Here is a 25,356-nt window from a genome sequence, read left to right on the forward strand (position 1 = left end):
TTGGAGAAAAATGTCGGGAGATTATTTTTTGGACCAAACCAGCCCCAGCCCAAACCCCACCAGAAAAATCGTCAGTGTACCGACTACAATGGTCATGTTGGTATGGAGAGGATTTGCAAGAGTTTCAGGGAAACCGTTTTTCACCCAAACCGCAGAAAGGCTCATCCAAGCGATCACCAATACGCCAAGAATTACCGCAAAAACTGCTTGTGGTTTTTGGGTTTTGGACAAAAGTCCCAAAAGGAAAAGTCCCAAAATTCCCCCGCTGAAAATAGAAGCTAAAGCCCACCAGGCATCCAGCGCACTTTCCACTCCATTGAAAGCCAGTCCTACAAAAATGCTCAGAATACCCATGCCCAAAGAAGAAAGTCTCAAGACATTCAGAGCAGTCTTTTCCGATGGATTAGGATGGATGTATTTTTTGAAATGATCGGAAAGAATCACTGTGGCGGAGCTGTTGATGCTGGTAGAAATTGTACTCATGCCTGCTGCGAAAATGGATGCGATCAGTAGGCCTGTCACTCCCGCAGGAAGCTGATTGACAATGAAATGGGGAAACACCTTGTCTCCGGTAATCCCTTCGGGTAAAAGGTCAGGCTGGGCCTGATAAAAGGCGAATAGCGCAGTGCCGATAAAGAAAAACAGCAAGGAAACCGGCAAGTAGAGCATACTTCCCAGCCAAGTCGATTTTTTGGCTTCCTGCTCAGTTTTGGCAGTCAGGTAGCGCTGCACATAGCTTTGGTCAATCCCGAAATTCTGCAGATTGATAAAAAGCCCATAGACCATGATCATCCAAAAGGTGGAGGTCTTGAAATCCAATGCAAAACTTCCCAAACTGAATTTTTCAGATTGGTGTGCAATCCGGAAAATCTCAGAGGCGCCCCCGGGAATTTCCCAGAAGATCACACCCAAACAAGCCAAAGCCCCTCCAATCAGGATGATTCCCTGAACGGCATCGGTCCAGATTACCGCTTCAATTCCTCCCAGCATGGAATAGGCAATGACGCTGATTCCAGTGACCAGAATTATGGTGGGCACACTCCATCCCAAAAGAGCTTGGGCAGGTAGGGCCAATAAGTACATGATCGCTCCCATCCTTGCCAATTGGGTCAGAAGATAGCAGATCGAGGCGTAGATTCTTGCCCAGGCTCCAAACCGCTGTTCCAAATAGAAATAGGCTGATTCGGACGCGAGTTTCCTATAAAGCGGAACAAAATACTTAACGGCTATCCAAGCTGCCAATGGAATCGAAAGGCTAAAAACAAAGCCATTCCAGTTACCGGAATAGGCATTTCCGGGTAAGGCCAAAAAACTGATGCTACTGACAAAAGTCGCAAATATGGACATCCCAATTGCCCAGGCTGGTAGTCTTCCTCCTCCGGTGGTAAAATCTAAAGCAGATCTTTTTTTGAAGGAAAAAGAAACTCCAAATCCCACAATGGCCAACAAATAAACCAGGAAAACAATCAGATCTAGAATAGGCATTTTGAATGTCTAAGAGTATAGATTAATGGGGTTTTGTAATCGAATTGAGGGATTTTTCCACTTTAGTTTTGACCTTGACTAAACTTTCCCGGAGGGCCTCTTTTTCTGCTTCGGAGTAAGGAAAAAGGGGAGGAGCTAATATTCCCCGGCAAAGTCCTTCCAAACTCATCGCTGCTTTCAGTCCCTTAAGATAGCTGGATTTATAGGTTGCGTTTTGGTAAATATTTGCACTCAAAAAAAGAATAGTTTCCTGCAATTCACGTAGCCGCCCAAAATCTTTTGCCTCAAAGGCTTCATAGGCTTTGACATAGAGCTGAGGGAAAAGATTGGCACCTCCACTTACTCCACCATGTCCACCCAATTCTAGGGAAGCTGCTAAGACTTCTTCCGGACCTACGAAAATTCTAAAATCCTGCTGACCTCTAAATGCTTCACAAAGATTTTGGAAATAGGCCAGATCTCCGCTGCTGTCTTTTATCCCAATGATATTAGGGTGTGATGAGAGTGAAATGATGGTGTCAAGTCCGATGGAAATTTTAGTGTGCGAAGGCATATTGTACAGCATCAAAGGAAGTGCTACCTCGTCCGCCAATCTTTTATAATAAACCTCCAATTCTTCCTGATCAATGTTGACGTAAAATGGAGGAGCAGCTACCAAGGCATCGGCTCCTGAATCTTTGGCAATTCCTGCTAAATCCAAACTCTCGATCAAAGAACAACCGGTGATTCCAACTAGCACTGGAATTTTGCCCAAAACCATCTTACAAGTCAGACGAATCAGGTCACTTTTGACATCCTGACTGATACTGGCAGATTCTCCGGTGGTACCTAAAATAAAAATCCCGTGAACTCCACCTCGGATTAGGTGAGAAATCATTTTCTCCGTATGATCCACATCCAGAGATAAATCCGGATTGAGAGGAGTGATCATGGGAGGGATGATGCCGTAAAACTCTGATGAATCTTTCATAGTGGAAAAAGGCTCAGATTTTTACGTGGACATACTTGATCTTCTCCCTTTGGAAAGTGTAGGAAATATGCACTGTTCCATCCTCGGCCTGAATGATGGCAGGATAGGAAAATTCACCTTCTTTCTCATTTTCCAGCACAATTAGCTCTTCCCAGTTTTTTCCATCGGAAGAACCCAAAAGGCTTAGCTTGTTTCTTCCCTTGGGAATCGGATTGCAGACGAGCAAGTGGTACCCGTTTTTCAAAGTCACTGCATCAATTCCAGAGCCGTTGTGGACCAAGCCACTGGACTCCAACTGGGTCCAAGATTTTCCATTATTCTCTGACCATGCCGTGGCAATCACCCCTTCTTGGGTCCGTGTGAGAACTTGTAGCTTTTCACCACCATGAAAAAGAATTGTGGGTTGAATAGCCTGAAAAGGGCCTAGAACTTCCACTTTTTTCCAAGATTTCAATTCCGGATCGGTGAATTCCATGTGCGTAGTCCAAATTCCATTGGTCTCGAAGCTTGAGGGATGCAGCAAGTTGCCATCGGAGAGGATTACCGTTTTGTTTTTCACCGGACCCAGGAAGCCAGGCGGAGTCTGAACGGCTTTGGACCAGGTTTTACCTACGTCATTGGACTCTTTATACAATCCCCACCATTCTCGAGGATTTGGTCCTTCTTTGTAGAAAAGCACGATTTTGCCATCATTTTTTTGATGCAAAACAGGGTTCCAGGTTGGATTTCGAAAGTCTTTGTTTTCGATTCCATCGGCCGCTTCAGCCGGGGAGGTCCAAGAGCCGTTTTTCCGAAGAGATGTGTAAATATTCACATCGGGATGTCGTTCATAGGTGCCACCAAACCAGGCAGCCATGATTCCTTCAGGAGTTTCCAAAAGAGTGGAGGCATGACAGGAAGGGAAAGGCGCGGACTCGTAAACAAAGCCTGAAAACAGGATTTCTGGATTTGGTTTTTCCTTTGAAAAAGGAAAAATAAACAGCATCCAGAAGGTAAAAAAGGTAGAGAATAGGTAGTGCATGGGTTTTTTGAATAAAAGGTACTCCAATTAACAAAAAAGCCGGACTTTTTTGCATAACTGTCCGGCAGTGACCTGAATCAGGAAAGTAAAATCTCAGCTGGTATCTTCAATTCTTTATGAAAAATCTTGGCGATTTCAAGTGTCATAGGTTTTCTTCGATTCAAAATTGAAGAGATATATCCTTTACTACCGATTTTTCCGACAAAGTCTTGATTTTTTACTCCAAGTTCTTCCATCCGTTGCTTGATCGTTTCTATGGGATCTGGATGAGGGATAGGAAAATTTTGATCTTCATAAGACTTGATCAAAACCAAAGCAATTTCCAATTTTCTTCCTTCAAGACTGTCAGGCATAACCTTCTTATCCAATTGTGCATTCACCCAATCTAATGCCCTTTCGTATTGCTCTTCTGATTTAATTACCTCAAGTTCCATAGCTTACTTTTTGAATGAAATGGTGGAAACATCGATTTTATCATATTCTGAATGAGTTCCGAACCACTTGATTTGAATCACCTTGTATTCAAAAACAATCCTAACAACCAATCTAAATTTATTCCCCATGATATTGAAAACCACTCGATCATCTTTAACCAAACTTGCACCTCCGAAATGCGCTTTTAATTCATTGAAATTATTCAAGTCCAGATTGATCAATTCGTGATACCATTGATATAGGGCATTTGCTGCACTAGGATAGCTTTTGGAATAGTCTAATAGCGTTCTCCTTGTAATGATGTTAAACATACAAAAATTCTAAAAAGTTTTCTATTGGTAAACTTTATAAATTTTTCTCCACGAACTCCAGAAAAATCCTCCAGTCCTCCCAAGTTAGGTTATGCTTTCCTTCTCGTATATGGTAGCCTACGGATTCCAAATGAACAGGTCCGCTGAATTGCTCAAACTCAGTCAGGAATTCCGCCTTTTTTCCATAAATCTCAGAATAAACCCTGCTTCCTAAACTCAGGCCCAAATATTCTCCTTTGGGATCGGCCCATTGGTCTTCCCGAGCACTTGCGTAGTAAACCGCTCTTGGGGCAATCAGTCCGGGAAGCATATGCTGATCCAAAGGAAGGCTTTCCTCATTTTCATTGTACTTTTTGAAATTGTCCGCAAACCAGTGAGGGAACCGTCTATTTATTGCTTCCACAGTTTCTCCAAACTTCCGCTTAGACAATGCAGCACCTCCACATCCTGACTCATTTGCGAAGGTAATTGCCCATCGAGGGTCATTGGCAGAGGTCCAAAGTGCAGCTTTTCCACTTCTGGAGAAACCTACCAAAATTGATTTTTGGGAATCGACTTTTGGATGATGTTCAAAGTAATCCATTGCCCGCATGGCTCCCCAGCCCCAAGCACCCAAAGCTTTTATTCCATCCGCAAGTCCGGATTGTTCGGGATAGAGGGTGGAAATAATTCCGCTTTGGAAGGATTCTACTTGATCAGGAGCTACTGTCTCAGCATGGAAGGAAGCGGTAGCAAAACCCCTTTCGATCAGTTCCTTTACAGGCCAAAAACCTTCCTCATTCAAGCGACCATCAGCATATTTGGGCTTGTAATTGATCAATAAAATCACCGGAAAAGGGCCATTGCCTGTTTTTGGGAGGAAAAAATTAAGCCGCATGGTGTGGCTTTTCCCGTTTCTCAGGACTGTGATATTGACTTCTTCCAAAGTAGAAATATCCTCATAAGGGTTGGCCGTTTGACTGACCAATTCAAAAGTTATTTGATCAAAATCCTTTGGGATCTGGCCATATACCTCCCGCTCGAAAAGTTTGAATATTTCCGGTTTTCTGACATTCTCCCATTCAGTCTTGGACTTGATATAGGCCCCGCTTTCACTGATGAATAGATCCGGCAGAGACAATGCCGGGACTTTGCTTTCATCGTAATTAGGTTCTTTCTGTGCCATGGTGTGCATTGAGATCAAAAGAAAAAGGAGGGTCAGAGTTCTGGTAAGCTTCATGGGTTTTTATCCTTGAACTTGGATGAAACAAACGGCTCAAAAGGATAGGATCTCGGAAGGATATCGACACCAGAAGTTACCTTTAGAGGACTCTCTCCGGTAAAAGTCAGCTCTACAAAATAGCCGCGATATCCGGATTCTGGGGTAAGCATATTGACTACCACTTCACCGGAATCCGGAACCGGAATTTCTTCAGCAGTCCAGTTGGGACCGAATTCATCGATGCGAAAGTCTCTGGCCAATGGATTGTAAGCTGACCAGAGTTTGATCGAAGTCGGTTTATAGCTTTTGTCAAAGGTGACTTTGATTTGATCTCCTTCCACTTTCCAATCATATTTTGGTCTTGGGGTATTGTTTAGGATGGAATTGTAAAAAGATATCAGGTTAGGTAACGCATCTGAATCACCGATATCATGGCCGAAATTAGGAACATACATCACATGCTTTTCTCCCGGCAGACTGTCCCAATAAAACTTCCAGCTATCGGGCTGAAAAAACTCATCTCCTGCTGCATTGATCAGGAGCTTTGGCATGTCATATCCCTTGCGGAAAGAGTAAGGTTCTGTTATTGCTAAGAGCCGGTCAAATTCCGGAGTGCCCACCCAATCCATTACACCTTCACGAACATAATCTTCTACAGCCGGAGCCCAAAATCCATAATTTCTCCAATGATGCTGAAAAGAAGGGGCTAGGTTGAGTAAGTCAATAACCACCGGCGCAATGGCGATCACGCGGTCATCCACAGCACCTGTGGTCCAAGTGGTCCAACCTCTTTTGGAAGCCCCACCTACAACAAAGTGCCTCAAATTCTTTTGATATTGATTTTTTGCTACCTCAGTGACGGCATCCATCGCTAGCTTGGCGGCTTTGGTCATGGGAAATCTGGCCAGCCAGATGGCATCCTCGTCTTTGGCTCCTCCTTCCAGAAACTTTCTCCATCCGTAGGAGATGATTTCATCCTCGTAGCGCTCCCCAAAAGTGTCATTGGCAAAAATGAGAGGCTGGAAAGGCACATTATGAATTTGAGCTACAATGGAATTGGTCTGGGTAGCTGCGGCCAAAATCAAATCATTGGGTTTTTCTGGCATTTTGGAATTGGTGCTTCCTCCTCCGATCCAAAGCATTCCTGTTTCAAAAGGGGTGTCTTTTGGGACCACCATCGATACCCAATGCCACCATTCGGTTTGATTGACCAGGTCAGGACTTAACCAATGCTGAGAGTACATTTTTAGGACGTGGTAGTCGTATTCATCCTCAGATTCAGAGAGGACGATCTCATATCTGAAAGTAGAATCAGGAGAATGAACATAGTCTTTTAGCAAAGTGCTTGACCCGACCTTTGGTTCTTCGGGAGCGATTGTGGGTTTTTGACAGGAATGGAAAATTCCTGAAGACAGGAAAATAAGCCAAATCAGGCTTTGGAAGCTGTAGGTTATGCTGGGTTTCATAAAAGGATAATGGTTTTAACTCCTTAAAATCTAGTGATTTAAAGTTAGGCTAGCAACCTGCTCCGTATTTATCCCTTCAATTCTTCTTTCGGAGAGACATTGGGCATTTAAATCAATTCCCTTGAAAAGGGTTTTCCGGCTCTTTTCAACTGGAAAAATATTCATTGCTATTTTTCTTTAGATTATTTCTAAATAGCTTGTTTAGAATTAATCTAATTAATAGGTTTGTGCCGTTATAAATTACTGCGATATGAACCTTAAATCATTACTTAGTTTTAGTCTTCTACTTTTGCTATGCACCGTATCTATGGCGCAGCAGGGAAGTTTGCGGGGGAAAGTGTCCTCTGCAGATCTTCAGCCTTTAGAATTTGTACATGTTGGATTGAAGGGATTCCCCAAAGGTGCTACCACCGATCGATTTGGAGAATTTTTGATCAAAAATATCCAGCCGGGTACTTACACCGTGTATGCCTCTTTGATCGGAGCCTCCAAACTGGAAAAAACCATTACGATAACTGAGGGAGAAAACCCAGAAATATTTTTTGTACTTACCGAATCTTCTACGGACTTGTCGGAAGTGGTTGTATCTGACTTGGCCAGTAACCGGTTTTATAACGACAGTTCTTTCACGGTGGCCAAACTTCCGCTGAAAGACTTGGAAAATCCTCAAGTCTATAATTCGATTTCCTCAAAACTTCTGAAAGAACAGGTGGTCACCAACTTGAATGATGCTTTAAAAAATGCCACTGGGGTGACCCGTCTTTGGGAGTCAACTGGTCGAGGAGGAGATGGCGCTGAGTATTATACCATGAGAGGATTTTCTGTTCAGCCCACCCTGGTCAATGGACTTCCCAGCATCAATAACGGAAGTCTGGATCCTTCCAATGTCGAATCCCTGGATGTGATCAAAGGTCCTTCTGGTACCCTTTTCGGGAGCCCATTGATATCTTATGGAGGATTGATCAACATTACTACCAAAAAGCCCCAGGACGTCTTCAAAGGAGAATTGGGAATGGTAACTGGAAGCTTTGGGCTTAACAGACTGACCGGAGATATCAATTTGCCCTTGACAGACCAGGCCTCTATGCGGGTCAATACTGCCTATCAATCTCAAAATTCCTTTCAGGATGCAGGAAGCAGGAAGTCATTTTTTGTGGCTCCTTCCTTCAAACTTCAGGCAAGTGACCGCTTGACTTTCTTAATCAACACTGAGTTTCTGAATGCTGAATCCGCCAATGCTCCGATGATATTTCTGAGCCGATTTGCTCCGATCTCTTTTTCTTCCTTGGACTTGTTTGAGAAAAACTACGAAAACTCCTTTACCAGCAATGAGCTAACCATTAATAATAGAAGTTTTGCATTGCAGGCTCAGGCCTTTTACCAACTTTCTGAAAACTGGACCTCCCAATCTGTGGTCTCCAGAAGCAGCACCAAAACAGACGGCTATTATCATTATCTCTGGGACCAATCCAATGGCAATGATTTCATGAGATTCATTTCCGATCGAAATGGGCAGACCAATACCACAGGTATTCAGCAAAATCTCATTGGAAAGTACTCCCTTGGATCTACCTCCAACAAAATCGTCCTTGGGATAGATTACTTCAATTCTCAGATTTTGAATGGAAGTACAGGCTGGGTAGCCAATGGGATAGTATCGCTTCAAGAAGGATCAGACTCAGGGATTCTCACCCGTGCGGGAGTGGATGATTTGCTAAAAGATTCTTTTGAAGGCAATTCAACCGCAAGTAATGAGGTAATCAGTGCCTATGTGTCGAATGTAATGGAAGTATTGCCACGCCTTTCTGTCATGACCAGTGTACGTTGGGATCGCTTTCAAGGACAAACAGCCTATTGGTCAGAAGATGAGGTGAAAAGCCAAGATGCTGTTTCACCTAAATTTGGTGTGGTCTATCAACCTGTGAAAGACAAGGTCTCCATTTTCGGGAATTACATGAATGGCTTTACCAATGTAGCCCCAATTCAGGTCAGCGATTTGGATGGATCTAATCCGAGGATAAAGGCATTTGACCCAGAGCAAGCCAACCAGTTGGAATTAGGAGTAAAGACCAATTTGTACCAGGATAAAATTGCTTTCACTGCAAGCTATTATTCAATTGAGGTGAAAAACAGGGTCATGTCAGATCCAAACAATATAAATAATTCCATTCAGGGAGGAGAGGTTCAAAGCCGGGGACTGGAATTTTCTTTGGTTGCTTCTCCTGTAAGAGGACTGAATCTCATTGCCGGCTATTCCAAAAACCATACAGAGGTCACCCGTGACAACCCGGAAAATGGTTATTTGGGCTTTCGGCCTGAAGAGGCAGGACCAGATCAATTGATGAATTTCTGGGCAAGCTATACTTTCTCCCAGGGTGCTTTGAGAGGCTTTGGTCTAGGCTTGGGGGGCAATGCCGCCAGTGAACACTTCACCTTGAACAGAGCCAACACGGGTACCTTCACTTTGCCTGCTTACGAAGTCTTCAATGCTGCAATTTCCTACACCGGACCACAGTACTTTTTGTCTTTGAAAGTAAACAACCTGACCGATCAAAAGTATTTCTCCGGCTGGTCCACTGTCACTCCTCAGGCACCTAGAAATGTTTCTCTTAATCTGAATTACAGATTCTGATGAATTGGAAAAAAGCAATTGGAAAAATTCACCTCTGGCTCGGACTTTCGTCCGGGCTAGTGGTGTTTATTGTAGCCGTGACTGGCTGTATTTATGCGTTTCAGTCAGAAATTCAGGATTTGATTCAGCCCTACAGATTTGTGGAGCAACAAAATTCACCTGTTCTCTATCCTACCGAAATATGGGAAAAAGCCAATGAAGCGCTTCCGGAAAAACATCTTCATGCGGTATTGTATCCTACGGCAGATCGGTCTGCCCAGGCCATTTACTATAGTTTTGAAGAGAATTATTATTACTTCGTCTATGTAAATCCCTACACCGGGGAGATCCTGAAGGTCAAAGATGAGTTTGCCGACTTTTTCAGATTAGTTTTGGATGGGCATTTTTACCTTTGGCTTCCACCTGAGATCGGACAACCCGTTGTGGCTGGATTCACCTTGGTGTTTTTGATGATGTGCATTTCTGGATTGATCCTTTGGTGGCCCAAAAAGAAGCAGCCAAAGAAGCAAAAATTCAGCATTCGATGGAATGCCAGATGGAGAAGAAAGAATTATGATCTGCATCAGGTACTTGGTTTTTACGTTTTGACATTTGCCCTCGTTTTTGCCCTGACAGGCTTGGTCTGGGGGTTCACCTGGTTTCGGGATGCGGTCTATTTTGCCAGTACCGGAGGGGAGAAATTTGAGGAATACTATACTCCGGTTTCGGATTCCACCCAGATAAGCCAAGATTCGCTTCCTGCATTAGATCGGGCCTGGCTAAGGATGAGAGAATTGTACCCTAATGCGGAGTGGATTGAAGTACATCCCCCGGAATTCGAGCATGCCTCTATTGCCGCCAATGCCAATCCTGACGCCAGTACCTATTGGAAAATGGACTATAGATATTTTGACCAGTACACTTTAGCGGAGCTCCCTGTTGGACATATATGGAATGGATTTTCCGAAGCTTCATTTGGGGATAAACTAGCACGGATGAATTATGATATCCATGTAGGAGCAATTTTTGGCTTGCCAGGGAAAATATTGGCCTTTTTCCTAAGTGCGATTATTGCCTCACTCCCGGTTACAGGATTTATGATTTGGTATGGAAGAAAGAAAAAAGAAAAGAAGGTCATCAAAAAGCCTGGGAAATTCCAAAAAGAACAAAAAGTCTGGGTTTAAACCCGGACTTCATCTTCTATTTTCTTCATCTAAGAAGTGGTTTTCAGCATGTGAAACCTTTTTAGTTTTTACATAAATTAATTCAAATTCAAGGAGTTGATTTAATTTTTGGGGCCAAAACCCCAGGGTCAGCGCCATTTCACGATTTTGAAAACAATTTCCCGGTATTTATTCCTTTCGTAAAGAATTCCCAAAGTATCAGCGTCCAATTTGACTAAGTCGGAATAGGCCGTCCAGGGAAGTTGCTTGGGCTCTGTAGTGAAATCTACCGGAATCAAATGATCCCAGGTTTTGCCGGAATCATAGCTGATTTTGATGGTCAGGTAGTTTCTTTCTTCTTCATCTGCGGCATTGGAATGTGCCAAAATAGTCTCACCGTCCAGTTCTCCCAAATTCAAAATTGAGGCCTGACAAACAGGATCTGGCAGTTGCGGTTCGAAATACTGTTCATCCCATGTTTCACCTCCATCCGAAGAATAAGCAATTATCCTTTGACGGATATCTCCCTTTTGATTTCTTGAACTCATAATCATCCTTCCATCTTCAAGCTCTGCAGCAATCGACTCGTTAGAGCCTGGGAATCGGATGGATTCAGAGATCTCAAAGCTTTTGCCATGATTGTCAGTGAAAAATCCATGGGCCTGATAATCTTCGAATTTGTTCCTTGGCATTCCCTGGGAATGATTGGCAGATACATAGATCCTGCCTTGATGGGGTCCGCTCTGAAACTGAATGGCATGACCCGGCGTGTTGGCATAGTGTCTCCAGTCGTCTGAATTGGTGTAAGTTGGATTGAATTTGGGATTATTGGGTTTGTGGACTTGGAGGGTGATGTTTTCGGGACTTTCCCAGGTTTTGCCTAAATCGTAGGATCGTATCATCCAGACTTCCCGAACTCCTTGATTCATTCGGATATCGTATTCGTGATTATTTCCGGTGTTGTAAAAAAGGTAAACGACCCCTTGAGGATTCTCAGGATCAAAGAGATCAACTACCGGCGCTGGATTTCCTGCCTGAAGGGTGTCATAATCCACCAAGGTTTTCAGAGGTGACCAAGTATGCCCCCCATCCAAACTCGTTTTCATGACCAGATTGACATCTCCAAAGTCATCGCTGCCATTCACTCGGCCTTCGGCAAAAGCCAATAAATCCCCGTTGGGAAGCGAAATAATGGCTGGAATTCTATAGATCGCGTGACCTTCTTGGCCTGCTTCGAAGACCAAGGTTTCTTGTGCCTTAGAAGGCTTTTGCAGGAGAATGCAAAAGAAAATCAAGCATACTAGTCTCATCTACCGGGTTACTTTGGGAGATTCAAATAAAGCAAAAAATCAGAACTATGGATTCCAAATTATGTGGCGATAGATCTTTTTTACAGGTCATCCCAAATTCGCAGTGTAAAGAATAACTCCTTGGAGAAGTCATTGCTTTTTCGATTTCATCCAATCAATCAAAGCTGACAAATAATAATTGACGGTGGATTCCCAAAAATCAACCTGAGAACTTGAATGAAAAAAATCATGAAAAAGCTCAAAAATCTGTTTTGGATATTTTTTTCTGCGTTTATCCTTTGCTCTTGTAGCCAAGAAGAAGATTCTGCTCCACAATCCCAGTCCTTCCTGAAATTTAAAGCTGGAGGAAAATTGGTTGAATATTCAGGAAGTAACCAGCCTATGGGGTTTTCACTGGATGCTTCTGGTCCTATGTATCTGGCTACAGCGATAATTTTAGGCACTCCTGGAGATGGGACAAAGAATTTTCTGAGTATTACTGTCAGAAATGAAACCACTTTTCAGCTTGGAAAAGAGTATCAAATGCAACAGGCTTTCCAGTACAAAGGGGCCAACTTAGTTCGAATTCTTTTGACCTATTCTGATGCTTCGGGGCAGGTTTTTAATGCAGTACTTTTTCAACAGAATATTCCTGGCATGAAAGTGACTGATGACGCCCAATTGAAATTCACCAAGATAACCTCTGACTGGGTGGAGGGGACTTTCTCCGGAGTTTTGTTGGGTCCTGTTTCATCCTTGACAGGAAGAGGAAATACAGAATTAGTGATCACAGAAGGGCAGTTTAGTCTTCCTTTGATCAATAACATCCCCTAAAGCTTCACACTTAGCCCTACGTTGAGATAGGAAATGCCGTAGCCCAGTTCTGCAAATCCCGCTAATTTATCAGTAAAAAAGTACCTCGCTCCACCAAATAAGGTAAGGCCTGTAGAATTACCATAGCTGCCATTGGCGCCCGTATTGAATCCTGAATTATCCTCATAAGAGTAGCTGAGTAGGTTGTAGCTGAGCAAAACTCCGGCATATAGATCCAGTTTTTCATTTTGAATTTGCGAAAAATGAAAAGCTCCTCTTGCTCCCAGGATGGTGTAATTCCACTTGGATTCCGAGTTGAATCCATTGCTGCTGGTTTTGTAACCGAATGATTTGTAGCCGATATATCCTCCCAAACTGATCACCCCAGTCTCACCGACTGTGGCAATTCCTTGCTCATAAACCAAACTCAAGGCTGGAATCTGACTGCTGTAATTAAAACTTCCCAGGGAGCTTCCAATGCCAACTCCTAAAGAAATCACCTTGTCTTCTTTGGCGAAAGTTTGGGCAAAGGTGGTTACTGCGAAAAAACAGAAAAGAGAAAAAAGGAGAGTTGCTTTCATTTTTTTAGGGGTTTGATTTTTTGACTAAAATCTGCCTGAAAATGAAGTCATTCCAGTTTCAATTATTTCTTGCACGAATTCATTTATTTCATGGCATAATTCTTCAATTTTTTGAGAAATGACTATTTTGAGGTTTAGCTTGAGAAATCATGAAAAGATATTTTTTGCTCATTGGACTAATATTTTTCCTTGCCGATGAAGTCTTGGCTCAGTCAGCAATTGACTCTCTGCAAATCGCCTTGAAAAAAACTGGAAATAAGGACACTGTTCGGGTACAGCTTTACAATGAGCTTGCTTGGGAATGGGCGGGTTCTAATCCCCAAATCGGGCTTCTTTTTGCGGATTCAGCGTATCAATTGGCTCAAAAACTCCAATTCGAGTCAGGTAAAATTGCAGCGATGAATCGAAAAGGCGTGAATTATTGGTACTCCGGGCAAGATTCCCTAGCGATTAAATCCTATGAGGTGGTATTGGATTATCACCTCCGGAACCAAAATCGCAAAGGTCAGGGAACTACGATCAACAACATTGCCTTGCTGTATTACAATCAAAATGATTTCAAAAAAGCCTTGGAATTTCACCATCAGGCCACGGAGATTTTTGAAGAATTGGGATTAAGAAAAAACATCATCAACAGCCTCTCGAATGAGGGTGTGGTGTTTTTGGCTTTGGCAGATTATCCGAATGCCAAAAGTCTTTTTCTTCGGGCTCTTGGCCAAACCGGGGAGGAGGATACTTGGGAGCGCGGTAACTTGTATAATAATCTTGGTTTGGTGGAGAAAAACCTTAGGAATTATCCCAAAGCAGAAGAATACTACCTGCAAGGCTTGGAGCTCTACAGAAAGACCGGAAATCTGTCGTCAGAAGCTGGCGTTCTTGGAAATTTAAGTGCCCTCAAGCAACTTCAAAACCAAATGAATGAGGCCGAATCCTATATCAATCAGGCCTTGGAATTAAATTTAAAGCTGGGAAATCCCAGGAAAATTGCCTCTGATCTCAGCAATCTTGGTGCACTGAAATCTTCCTTGGGACAATTCCCTGTGGCAGAAAAAGCTTTGGACAGCGCAAGGGTGATCTATGAATTTTTGGATGAAAAGCTGTTGCTTTCTTCGGTCTTGCTTCAATTGGCAAAAGTGGGTGATTTGCAGGGGAAAAGCCCTCAAGTAGGATATCTCTTGGAAAAAGAGGCTTTGAAAAAAGCTCAAAGTTCGGGTTCCCTGGATGCGCTCCAGCATGCTTGGAAGGCTCTTTCTGATCGTCAGGAGCTATTGGGGGAATTCAGGGAAAGTCTGATCTCCTTCAGAAACTATAGCTTGTATAAGGACAGTATTTTCAACCGCGAAAACGAAAAAAAGCTGCTTAAGGCTCAACTGGGTCATGAGTTTGATCAAAAAGAAAAGCAGATCACAGAGGTATTTGAGATGGAAAAAGCGCTTTTGGAATACGAAAGAAATCAAGAAAGATGGAAGGTCGGTTTCTTGCTTTTTGCAGCGGCCTCAATTTTAGCAATTGGGATTTTGGTTTTTTTCTTTTTGAGGAGACAAAGCATAGTTCGTCAAAAGGAACTTGAGGCAAGTTTTAGAGCTCAAATGGTGGACTTAGAACTGAAAGCCTTGAGAGCTCAGATGAATCCGCATTTCATTTTTAATGCTTTGGGGTCCATCAGTAATTTTTTGTTGAAGAATCAGCCGGATGAAGCCGACAGGTATTTGACCAAGTTTTCACGCCTGATCCGGAGGATTTTGGAGTATTCTGAAAAAAGAGAAATCAGCCTTGCGCAGGAGCTGGAGTTGTTGGAGGATTATATCGCATTGGAAACCCTTAGGATGGGCAAGTCAGTGGATTTTCGAGTCATCAACTCAGAAAATATGGATTTCCGGCATATTGAAATTCCTCCCTTGCTACTCCAACCTTTGGTAGAGAATAGTCTATGGCATGGGATTGCTTATACTTCTTATCCAGGGGAAATTCTCCTGGAAATCACGTCCGAAATGGGTTCTTTGATTTTGACTTTAAGAGATAATGGAGAAGGCCAAGAGGATGTGGTCCGGCTTCCTTACAAAGCAAGCTCTATGGGCCTGAGCCTTGTTAAAAGTAGATTGGATCACTTGGACTGGAATTCGAAAAAAGGAAATTCTGAATCACTTCGATGTGAAAAAAGGGAAAAAGGGTTTGAAGTTCAGCTCCGAATCGCCAAAACTCTAGCCAAAATGATATGATAAAGACGTTGATTATTGAGGATGAAAAGGGAAGTGCCGACCGGCTTTTTCACTTTTTGGAGAGAGACCATCAATCGAGCATCGAGGTATTAGGCTGGGTACAGACTGCTAAGGAAGCGCTGGATTTATTGAATCAAAAGACTGTGGATTTGATTTTTTTGGATGTGGAATTGGGTGAACAAACGGGATTTGAGGTTTTGAAAGCAGCTCCGAAAGGTGAGTTTCAGGTTGTTTTCACCACAGCACATCAGGAGTATGCGCTCCAGGCTATCAAACATGCAGCCTTGGATTATTTACTCAAGCCTATAGACCGGGAAGAGCTGAGGATAGCTATAGAGAAGGTGAAAAGTAAAAAAAATGGGCAAGGAAAGGAATCTTTGGAAAAGCTACTTCGACATCTTCATTTGCAGGATAAAATAGGTAACAAGATCGCTTTACCCTCCCTGATCGGAATTGAATACATTTCCGTGGAGGAAATTATGAGATGTCAGGCAGATGTTAACTACACCCATTTTTTTCTGAAAAATGGCCGCAAGATCACCGTTTCCAAAACCCTCAAAGAATATGAAATCCAACTTCTTCCACATGGATTTTTTAGAGTCCACAATTCTCACTTGGTCAATTTGGCAGAGGTTAAGTTATATCAAAAAGGAAAAGGAGGCTCTTTGGTACTCTCAGACGGAACTGAGGTCGAAGTAGCCTCCAGAAGGAAAGAAGATTTGATTCAGGTCTTGGGCAGTGGTTAGTTTTGGACCAAATCAGAAAAATACCTTTTCAATATGTATTCAGGTTGCCATTGATCTGGCTTTCTCCTGAGCGTATCCGGATTGTATTCCATGGGTTTGATCACGGGGGCAGTTAAGGGGATTGTATCTCCTGCAGTCTTTTGTGAAGCTCGAAGTAGGGCCATCATTTGGTTTTTCTGCTCTTGGTATTGTTCCAATTCAGCCAAATTGTGGATTTCCTCTGGGTCATTTTCCAAATCAAAAAGCTGGGTGTAATCCCGCTCTGGATATCGGATGAGTTTCCACTTCTGATCCCGCACTGCCCGCGCTGTATTCCGATAGGCGGTAAAAAGACTCTCACGGATCTGCTTTTGCTCTCCTGAGAGGACTTTTCCCAAGCTAATCCCATCCAAATCCTCCCGCAGGGGAATACCGGCCAATTCGGCCAATGTCGGATAAATATCATGGATGTAGGCAAACGCGTCGAATTCTTTGCCTTTTGGTATCCCTGGGCCTTTAATGATCAATGGTACCTTCATGCTGTGTTCGTAAAGGCTCTGCTTACCTAAGAGGCCATGACTCCCCACCGCCAAACCATTATCAGCTGCATAGACAATGATGGTATTTTCATATTGCCCATTGTCCTTGAGTGCTTGAATGATTCTTGCGATCTGCGTGTCCAAATGTGTGATCAAAGCATAGTAGTCTGAAAGGATCATTTGGACCACCTCGGGTTTTCGAGGCCATCCCGTAAGGTTTTCATCCCGAACAGTCAGTTCGTCAAACTGAAAAGGATGGGAAGGGAGGAAGTTCTTGGGTAATGGAATTGATCCATCCGGGTACAATTTGATATGGCTTGCCTCAGGGGAGTAGGGGTCATGGGGAACAGTGAAGGCCACATAGCAGAAAAACGGATTGCTTGCCTGCTTTTGGGAATTCAAAAAATCAATGGCAGACTGGGCAAAGATGTCGGTGGAATACCCTTTGGAGGTAGGTTCGCCTAATTTACCCTGAGCATCATAATCACGGACTGAAATAGAATAATGGTTGGCCATTCCTCCAAGAAAGACATTTTCGGCCTGCTGAAAACTTGCCTCAAAAGCCTCTTTTTCATTATGCCATTTTCCGGTCCCAAAGGTGGTGTAACCCGCTTTGGCAAAGTCCATCGTCATGGTCTGAACTCCATTCAGGCGGTCATACACTTGGAAAAGATTTTTGCCGCTAAGGAGCATAGCTCGGCTTGCCATACAGATGGCTCCGTGATTTCCACCCATGACATAGGCATTGGTGAATCGGCTGCCTTCCTGGGCTAATTGATCCAAAGTTGGGGTGAGAATATGCGGGTTTCCGGAAATCCCCAAGGCATCTGCCCGCTGATCGTCTGCAAAAAGAAAGAGGATATTTGGCTTTTGGGGTTCTGGTTTTGGCTGGCAACTTGCAGCCCATAGAAAAAGGAGGAAGATTGAGATTCTAAGCATATCAGTAGGTTTTTCCCAGATCGTTTTGCTGGATTTCATGAAGTTTCTTTTGAAGCTGGTCTTTCATGTCTTTTACAATAGGCTGATAATAGTCCAATTTGGCCAAGTTTTGAAATTGCCCGGGGTCCTGATGCATGTCAAAGAGCTCTAATCCCTCTTCGGCGTTTTTTCCATATTGAATATAAGCCCATCGATCGGTTCGAATCAGGTAGGAATTGCCTCCATGGGTGACTGAAAAGGCGAAATCCCGGATCTTATGGGATGGATTTTTCAGAATGGGTTTTAGGCTCTTGCCTTGTAGGTTTTCGGGAACTCCATATCCGGCTAGATCTGACAGGGTAGGGTACAAGTCCAGGAGTTCTACCAATGAATTCGACTTGGCGGATGTGATTCCTGGTCCTTTCAATATCAATGGTACTCTGACAGATTCCTCTTTGAGAGAGACTTTCATCCAAAAGTCATGTTCTCCCAAATGAAAGCCATGGTCTGAAGTGAAAATTACAATCGTATTATCCTCTAATCCCTCAGCTTTCAAGGCGTCCAGAATTTTCCCCACCTGAGCATCCATAAAACTCACTGAAGCATAGTAGGCGGCAATTGCTTTTTGTTTTTGGGCAAAACTCATCTCGGAGTTTTGAGTGGTGACGTAATTGATTCCTTTTTCAGGAATACGCTCGAGATCCCCTTTGACTATGGGAGGAGGGACGATTTCTTCCCAAGGGAAATGGGCAAAGTACTCTTTGGGAGCAACGAAAGGGACATGAGGCCGAACCAGTCCCACTGCCAAAAAGAAAGGTTTATTTTTGTGTGTTTTCAGGAGTTGTATGGCTTTCTCGGCAGTTTTACCATCTGACTGAGTAAGGTCTCCGTTTTCCGCATGCACAATAGTCATTACGTTGCCTCCTTTCCGCTCGATGCTGCCATTGGGATTGTTTTGAACCAGTTCTGCAAACCCTTCCGACGTCCATTCCGGCCCTTGTGAGTTGAAGCGTTCCGTCCAGGAAGCCGGGTCATCCTGCCCGTCACTGCCGGTTTCAATGTCGATAGGAACGCCCATGTGGTAGATTTTGCTCACCCGGGCGGTGTAATACCCTTTTCCCTTGAAAAACTCCGCCATGGATTGCTTGGAGTCGCCCACATTTTCCCTCCCACTGACATAGCCATAAGTCTGGGTGGCATTGGGATAATAGCCAAACATAAAGGAAGCTCGGGAAGGCCCGCAAACCGGATATTGGGAATAGGCATTTTGAAAAATCACTCCTTTACTGGCCAAATGGTCGATATGGGGAGTCTTGGCCATGGGATTTCCGTAGGCTCCAAGGGCTGTTGTAGTCAGATCATCGGAAATAATCAGTAGAATATTCGGTTTGCTGGATTGGGCAAATGCCGAAATCGTGAGAATCAAAAGAAGATTGGTGAAAATCCATTTCATCGGTAAAAACTATTGCAAAAGGGAAGGTAAAATGAATTCCTACTTTTCTCCAGCCGCTCAGACAAAATCTTCAAAAATTCACTTTTTGAGGCCGCTTAATTTTATTTAGATTTTTTCTAGATAAAGATTGCATAGGAATTCATCGGAGATTAAGTTTGTGCATCTATTTGAAATAAGTCTAAATAAACTTCGAGATAAGATGAGAGTTGTTGTGGGATTATTCCTCAGTTGGTTTTTGGTCACAGGAAGCGTTTTCGCCCAAAAAAATCTCTTGCAGGGCAAGGTGACCGATGAAAATAATTTGCCTATTCAAGGCGCATCTATCCTTCTTCAGGGCACCGTGAGGGGTGTTCAGACCAATCAGGAAGGGAAGTATGAGTTGAAAGATTTTCCGGCAGGAAATTATCAATTGGTGGTAAGTCTGGTAGGATTTGGGACTTTGGAAAAGGAGTTTTCCATTGGCGAAAAAGAAACCAAAACCCTGGACATCGTACTTCGAGAAGCCGAATTCCAGCTGGATGAGTTTAGAATTTCTGCAAGCCGAGGGATTCTTTCCCAAAGCAATATGCCTGAAATCAGTGATTTCCAGATCAATGCAGGCAAGAAGAATGAGGTAATTAGACTTGCGGAGATCAATGCCAATCTGGCTATGAACAACAGCCGTCAGATTTTTGGAAGAACACCCGGAATTTCCATTTGGGAAAATGACGGTTCAGGTATCCAGTTGGGTGTGGCCTCCAGAGGTTTGAGCCCAAATCGTTCCTGGGAATTCAACGTTCGCATGAATGGATATGACATCACTCCGGATCCAATGGGATACCCTGAGGCATATTTCACTCCTCCGATGGAAGTGGTAGAAGAAATCCAGATTATCCGTGGAGCTTCTTCTTTGCAATATGGTCCTCAGTTTGGTGGCCTGATGAATTTTGTCCTGAGAAAGCCGGATATTTCTACCCGCTTTACTGCCGAATCCATCAATACTGTAGGAAGCAACGGGCTTTTTAGCTCCTTCAACTATGTGGGAGGAACAGAAGGAAAGTGGAATTACACCGCTTATTACCAAAAAAGAAGAGGAGAAGGCTGGAGAGAAAATGGCTTTTTCAATACGGATCATGCCCACTTGGAGCTCAACTATGCCGCCAGCAACAAGCTGAAACTTGGGTACGAAATGACCTACATGACCACTGAATCTCAACAACCAGGAGGTCAAACAGACGCACAATTCGAGCAGGACTCCCAGCAGAGCACCCGTTCCCGTAACTGGTTCAATACACCTTGGTTTATTCCTTCTCTTTCTGCAGAATACCTGATTTCAAACAATACCAAATTGAGCTGGAAGGCATTTGGGACTTTTGCAGAGCGAAATTCAGTCGGATTTATGCGTCCAATCAATCAGGAAGATGATGGCAGCAACCGTCAGGTGGACCGTGACTTCTATACTACTTATGGGTCGGAAGTGAGATTGCAGCATACTTATGAGTTGTTTGGTCAGGAGCAGACCTTGATGAGTGGATTGCGATATTTCAATGGAACGATCGACAGGAATCAATTGGGTACAGGTACCACAGGTTCAGATTTGGATCTTTCCGTAGCTGATGGAGATTTCAGAAGAAAACTAGACTTCAACAATATCAACCTAGCGGCTTTTGCGGAGAATGTATTCCGATTGAACAACAAGCTATTGTTTACAGCGGGCATTCGTCTGGAAAATATCCAGTCCAATATGGAAGGTCAGCTGAATGTCAGCAATGGCAATCCCCAGCAGCTTACTCCAGAGACTAGATCCAGAACCTTTGCGCTTCTGGGCTTGGGCGCTGAGTACCATGTAGGCAAAGGCACGGAGTTTTATTCCAATTTTTCTCAGGCATACCGTCCGGTATTGATCTCTGATTTGACTCCTCCTGCGACTACCGATGTGATCGATCCCAATCTTCAGGATGCCAGAGGTTATAACTTCGACTTCGGATATAGAGGTAAAATTTCATCTTATTTGAATTTCGATTTGAGTTACTTCTTCCTGAATTATGACAATAGAATCGGAACGATCGCACAGGCTAATACTGATGGCAGCATCTATAATTTCCGCACTAATCTAGGCAGGTCTGTCAGCCAAGGATTCGAAGGTTATGTGGAATTTGATCCGATCACGGCCTTCTTGGGAAGCTCCCGTTTTGGATACCTACATTTGTTTGCTTCCGTGGCTGTTATCAATGCAACCTACAAGGATTTCGCAGTGACTTCGGTGAGCAACGGAGTGATTTCTGAAAGAAACCTCAGCGGGAATTTGGTTGAAAACGCTCCCCGTAACATCAATCGATTTGGAGCTACCTATAGCTTAGGCAAGTTTTCCATGACCTGGCAAATGAGTGACATCAGCGAAACCTTCTCCGATGCCTCAAATACGACTACTCCCAATGCGGCCGGTACGGTGGGTTTGATCCCAGCATATCAGGTTCAGGATCTTTCTGCGAGCTGGAAAGTTTACAAGCAGCACAGCCTCAAGGCAGGTATTAACAACCTGACCGATGAGCGATATTTTACACGAAGAGCTGGAGGATATCCAGGTCCGGGGATCATGCCGGCAGATGGAAGGACTTTCTATCTGACTCTAGGATTGAAATTTTAAGGTAAAAGGTGACTATAGAAAAGACCGTTCTCCATCGAGAACGGTTTTTTTGTTTCCGGCAATTATTCCTTGGATGGCGGTTTTGGCTCAAAGATCTTTTTTACTTTAGCCTAACAAGCTTTTAAAAATATCTATGAAAACTGGATTTGGAATAATTTCTATGGTGATTTTGGCTGCTGTTCTGTTAAGCTGCAAGCAGGAAGAGAAAAAAGCCGAACGCCCGAATATCATTTTTATCATGTCTGATGATCATGCTTATCAGGCAATCTCGGCTTACAGCAACCATCTGATAGAGACCCCCAACATTGATCGGATTGCGAAAATGGGGATGCTTTTCACCAATGCTTCCGTGACCAATTCCATCTGCGCTCCTAGCCGTGCAACAATTCTCACCGGAAAACACTCTCATCTCAATGGAAAAGTGGACAATCATTTTCCATTCGATACCACCAACATTACTTTCCCCCAAATACTAAAGGAAAATGGCTACCAGACCGCCATGTTTGGAAAGCTTCATTTCGGAAACAATCCCAAGGGTTTTGACCAGTTTAAAATTCTGCCGGGACAGGGCAAATATTACAACCCAGACTTTATCACCAAAGACCAAGGAACTATCCAAGTGGAAGGCTATGTGACCGACATCATCACGGATATGACTTTGGACTGGCTTCAAAACGAGCGGAAAGCCGACCAGCCTTTTCTGTTGATGTATTTACACAAGGCTCCTCATCGGGAATGGTTGCCGGCAGAGAGACATTTGGCAGAGTTTACTACCCGGAAATTTCCAGAGCCTACCACGCTATTTGATGATTATTCCGGAAGGGGAAGAGCAGCCCACGAAGCAGAAATGAATCTTTTAAAGGACATGCACTGGGCGGGAGATTCCAAAATTTACCCCAAGGTGATGGACCAGTTAGGATTGGCGGAGACTTCCAGCTGGGACAAAGCAGCTTTCGAAGGAGAAGTCGGCAGACTCAATCCAGCCCAGCGCGCCATCTGGGACCAATATTATCAGCAGGTCAATGAGGATTTCAAAAAGCGCTATCCCAACATGTCTGAAAAAGACCTAATGAGCTGGAGATATCAACGCTACATGCAGGATTATTTGGGGACCATCAAGGCGGTCGATGAGAATGTAGGCCGTGTATTGGATTATCTGGAAGCGAATAACCTGATGGAAAATACGATCATCGTTTATACCTCAGATCAGGGATTTTACCTTGGAGAACATGGGTGGTTTGACAAGCGCTTTGTGTATGATGAGTCTTTCAAAACTCCTTTGTTAGTGGCTTGGCCAGGGAAAATCGCTCCCGGAAGTAAATCCAATGAAATGGTCCAAAACCTGGATTTTGCGCAGACTTTTCTGGAAGCTGCGGGGATTCCGGCACCTAAGGATATGCAGGGAGAAAGCTTAATTCCTTTGCTCACCGGAAATACTGAAAAGTGGACTCGGGATGCCGTGTATTACCATTATTACGAGTATCCATCCGTCCACATGGTGAAGCGCCACTATGCTATAGTGACCAAAGAATACAAGTTGGTGCATTACTATTTCGATACCGATGAGTGGGAATTGATCGATAGAATCAAGGATCCGCAAGAGCTGAAGAATGTCTATGACGATCCTGCCTATGCGGACATCCGAAAAAATCTTCACTCCAGACTGGAGGGCTTGCGAAAGAAATATGGAGACAACTCGCAAATTTCTCAGCGGTATCTGAATGAGTACCTCGATTATCTGGAAGAAAATAAGTCCTATGCCGGTGGCAAAAACAAGGATCTTTTGAATAAGATTTTTGAAGACAGAAGAAAAGAAAAAGCCAATTGAATGACCCCACTCAGCCTATGAAAAGCCTATTGAAAATTTGGATTGCCGGAGTGATAATCTCGGGTGTATTTTCCTGTCAGTCAAAGGATAATCCAAAACAGGACAGGCCAAATATTATTTTTATCATGTCCGATGATCATGCTTATCAGGCGATTTCGGCCTATGATAATAAGCTGATCGAAACTCCCAACATTGACAGAATTGCCAAAATGGGGATGCTATTCACCCAGGCTTCAGTGACCAATTCGATTTGTGCTCCCAGCCGGGCGACCATTTTGACTGGTAAGCATTCTCATCTCAATGGAAAAATCGATAATCATTTCCCCTTCGACACGACCAATGTGACTTTTCCCCAACTGATGCAGGAGGCAGGCTATCAGACTGCCATGTTTGGAAAGCTTCACTTTGGCAACAATCCCAAGGGCTTTGACCAATTCAAGATTTTGCCGGGGCAGGGTTCCTATTACAATCCGGACTTTATCACCAAAAATGAAGGTAATATTCAGGTCGAAGGATATGTGACCGATATCGTCACAGATATGACTTTGGATTGGCTGGAAAAGGAGAGAAAGCCGGATCAGCCTTTTCTCCTGATGTATTTGCATAAGTCACCCCATCGGCCTTGGTTGATGGCTGAGCGGCATATGGAAGAATTTACCAAAAAGACCTTCCCTGAGCCCGCGACCCTTTTTGATGACTATGCTGGCCGACCTGCTGCTGCTGAAGCAGAAATGAATATTCTCACCCATATGGGTTGGTCTGGGGACAATAAGCTTAGTCCGAGAGTTCTCAAGCAACTCGGAATTGCCGATGTCGGAGGCTATGATACCAGCCGGTTTATAGGTCAAATGAACCGCTTTACCCCTTCTCAGGCGGAAAATTTCAAAAAGTATTATGGACCGATCGAAGAGGAGTTTATCAAGGCTTACCCCAGCATGTCCAAAGAAGACCTGATGCGATGGAAGTATCAGCGCTACATGCAGGATTACCTGGGCACCATCAAGGCTGTGGACGAAAATGTCGGTCGATTGTTGGATTATCTGGAAGCTAATGGTTTGATGGAAAACACCATCATCGTCTATACCTCTGACCAAGGCTTTTACCTAGGAGAGCATGGCTGGTATGACAAGCGTTTTGTCTATGATGAGAGTTTCAAAACTCCGCTTTTGGTAGCATGGCCGGGAAAAGTAAAAGCCGGAATTAAATCGGATGCTTTGGTTCAGAATTTGGATTTTGCGCAGACCTTCTTGGAAGCTGCCGGAATTCCTGCTCCCGGTGACATGCAAGGCGAAAGCCTGATTCCATTGCTTACTGGCAATACCGAAAAATGGACCCGGGACGAGGTGTACTATCACTATTACGAGTATCCTGCCGAGCATATGGTCAACCGGCATTATGCCATTGTGACGAAGGAGTATAAGTTAATTCATTATTATTTCACCCAGGATTATTGGGAGCTAATTGATCGGGTGAAAGATCCCAAGGAATTAAAAAATGTCTATGATGACCCTGCCTATGCGGCAATCAGGGCAGATCTTCACAGGCGATTGGAGAATCTTCGAGGTAAATACAAAGACAGCAATGAGACAAGTCAAGGCTATATTGATCGATTGCTGAATGATGCGCTGGAAGGGAAAGTCTGGGGAATCAGCAAGGAAAAAGCGGAGGAGATCAAAAGCCAGCGAAGAAAAGATTAAAAGTC

20 protein-coding genes are annotated in these 25,356 nt (G+C 43.7%); 8 read left to right on the top strand and 12 right to left on the bottom strand.

Annotated elements, in window-relative coordinates:
• Positions 1-21: 21 nt before the first annotated feature.
• The 7 genes from G458_RS0107715 to G458_RS0107745 form a co-directional block, all read right to left on the bottom strand.
• Positions 22-1,485: a sodium:solute symporter gene (locus G458_RS0107715; protein WP_026951394.1), complete on the bottom strand. Its 1,464-nt coding sequence runs from the start codon at positions 1,483-1,485 to the stop codon at positions 22-24.
• Between the two features lie 22 nt (positions 1,486-1,507).
• Entirely contained in the window at positions 1,508-2,455 is a 948-nt protein-coding gene (locus tag G458_RS0107720; protein ID WP_026951395.1) for a dihydrodipicolinate synthase family protein, read from the bottom strand.
• A gap of 13 nt (positions 2,456-2,468) precedes the next feature.
• Complete coding sequence (locus G458_RS0107725) at positions 2,469-3,476, bottom strand: sialidase family protein (protein ID WP_026951396.1); 1,008 nt, start codon at positions 3,474-3,476, stop codon at positions 2,469-2,471.
• Between the two features lie 77 nt (positions 3,477-3,553).
• The gene (locus tag G458_RS0107730) at positions 3,554-3,910 is read right to left on the bottom strand and encodes a helix-turn-helix domain-containing protein (RefSeq protein ID WP_026951397.1); all 357 of its coding nucleotides are present in this window, start codon (positions 3,908-3,910) and stop codon (positions 3,554-3,556) included.
• A gap of 3 nt (positions 3,911-3,913) precedes the next feature.
• The gene (locus G458_RS0107735; RefSeq protein WP_026951398.1) at positions 3,914-4,222 is read right to left on the bottom strand and encodes a type II toxin-antitoxin system HigB family toxin; all 309 of its coding nucleotides are present in this window, start codon (positions 4,220-4,222) and stop codon (positions 3,914-3,916) included.
• Positions 4,223-4,256: 34 nt separating this feature from the next.
• Positions 4,257-5,441 carry a glucuronyl esterase domain-containing protein gene (locus tag G458_RS0107740; protein WP_026951399.1) on the bottom strand — a complete coding sequence of 395 codons (1,185 nt, stop codon included), beginning with the start codon at positions 5,439-5,441 and terminating at the stop codon, positions 4,257-4,259.
• Positions 5,438-6,889, bottom strand: coding sequence for a PhoPQ-activated pathogenicity-related family protein (locus G458_RS0107745; RefSeq protein ID WP_026951400.1), 1,452 nt, complete (start codon positions 6,887-6,889; stop codon positions 5,438-5,440). Before G458_RS0107745 ends, G458_RS0107740 begins: the two co-directional genes overlap by 4 nt.
• Positions 6,890-7,139: 250 nt before the next feature.
• Here G458_RS0107745 and G458_RS0107755 point away from each other — a divergent pair, with 250 nt between their 5' ends.
• On the top strand, positions 7,140-9,521 hold the full coding sequence (locus G458_RS0107755) for a TonB-dependent receptor (protein ID WP_026951401.1): 2,382 nt from the start codon (positions 7,140-7,142) through the stop codon (positions 9,519-9,521).
• Positions 9,521-10,684: a PepSY-associated TM helix domain-containing protein gene (locus G458_RS20400; protein WP_035467891.1), complete on the top strand. Its 1,164-nt coding sequence runs from the start codon at positions 9,521-9,523 to the stop codon at positions 10,682-10,684. Before G458_RS0107755 ends, G458_RS20400 begins: the two co-directional genes overlap by 1 nt.
• Positions 10,685-10,693: 9 nt before the next feature.
• On the opposite strand, the gene G458_RS22025 is transcribed toward G458_RS20400, so the two are convergent.
• Positions 10,694-10,822, bottom strand: a complete 129-nt coding sequence (locus G458_RS22025) for a hypothetical protein (RefSeq protein ID WP_281171601.1) — start codon at positions 10,820-10,822, stop codon at positions 10,694-10,696.
• Complete coding sequence (locus tag G458_RS0107770) at positions 10,813-11,973, bottom strand: sialidase family protein (protein WP_035467892.1); 1,161 nt, start codon at positions 11,971-11,973, stop codon at positions 10,813-10,815. Before G458_RS0107770 ends, G458_RS22025 begins: the two co-directional genes overlap by 10 nt.
• Before the next feature lie 228 nt (positions 11,974-12,201).
• Between G458_RS0107770 and G458_RS0107775 the strand changes: the two genes are divergently transcribed.
• A complete protein-coding gene (locus tag G458_RS0107775) occupies positions 12,202-12,786 on the top strand; it encodes a hypothetical protein (protein WP_157359725.1) in 585 nt (194 codons plus the stop codon).
• Here the strand turns inward: G458_RS0107775 and G458_RS0107780 are convergent.
• A complete protein-coding gene (locus tag G458_RS0107780) occupies positions 12,783-13,346 on the bottom strand; it encodes a hypothetical protein (RefSeq protein ID WP_026951404.1) in 564 nt (187 codons plus the stop codon). The genes G458_RS0107775 and G458_RS0107780 overlap by 4 nt on opposite strands.
• Before the next feature lie 149 nt (positions 13,347-13,495).
• Here G458_RS0107780 and G458_RS0107785 point away from each other — a divergent pair, with 149 nt between their 5' ends.
• A complete protein-coding gene (locus G458_RS0107785) occupies positions 13,496-15,565 on the top strand; it encodes a tetratricopeptide repeat-containing sensor histidine kinase (protein ID WP_026951405.1) in 2,070 nt (689 codons plus the stop codon).
• Positions 15,562-16,311, top strand: coding sequence for a LytR/AlgR family response regulator transcription factor (locus G458_RS0107790; RefSeq protein ID WP_026951406.1), 750 nt, complete (start codon positions 15,562-15,564; stop codon positions 16,309-16,311). The genes G458_RS0107785 and G458_RS0107790 overlap by 4 nt, the downstream gene beginning before the upstream one ends.
• On the opposite strand, the gene G458_RS0107795 is transcribed toward G458_RS0107790, so the two are convergent.
• Complete coding sequence (locus tag G458_RS0107795; protein ID WP_026951407.1) at positions 16,308-17,768, bottom strand: sulfatase-like hydrolase/transferase; 1,461 nt, start codon at positions 17,766-17,768, stop codon at positions 16,308-16,310. The two genes, G458_RS0107790 and G458_RS0107795, sit on opposite strands and share 4 nt — an antisense overlap.
• Before the next feature lies 1 nt (position 17,769).
• Positions 17,770-19,200 (bottom strand): sulfatase, encoded by a 1,431-nt coding sequence (locus G458_RS0107800; protein WP_026951408.1) that lies wholly within the window; start codon positions 19,198-19,200, stop codon positions 17,770-17,772.
• 199 nt (positions 19,201-19,399) lie between these two features.
• On the opposite strand from G458_RS0107800, the gene G458_RS0107805 reads away from it, so the two are divergent.
• From G458_RS0107805 to G458_RS0107815, 3 genes are all read left to right on the top strand, one after another.
• Positions 19,400-21,826 carry a TonB-dependent receptor gene (locus G458_RS0107805; RefSeq protein ID WP_026951409.1) on the top strand — a complete coding sequence of 809 codons (2,427 nt, stop codon included), beginning with the start codon at positions 19,400-19,402 and terminating at the stop codon, positions 21,824-21,826.
• A gap of 160 nt (positions 21,827-21,986) precedes the next feature.
• Complete coding sequence (locus G458_RS0107810; protein ID WP_407636953.1) at positions 21,987-23,654, top strand: sulfatase family protein; 1,668 nt, start codon at positions 21,987-21,989, stop codon at positions 23,652-23,654.
• A 17-nt stretch (positions 23,655-23,671) separates the two neighbouring features.
• Entirely contained in the window at positions 23,672-25,351 is a 1,680-nt protein-coding gene (locus G458_RS0107815; RefSeq protein ID WP_026951411.1) for a sulfatase family protein, read from the top strand.
• Positions 25,352-25,356 lie beyond the last annotated feature (5 nt).

It is taken from the genome of Algoriphagus mannitolivorans DSM 15301 (assembly GCF_000429425.1).
Classification (GTDB): domain Bacteria; phylum Bacteroidota; class Bacteroidia; order Cytophagales; family Cyclobacteriaceae; genus Algoriphagus; species Algoriphagus mannitolivorans.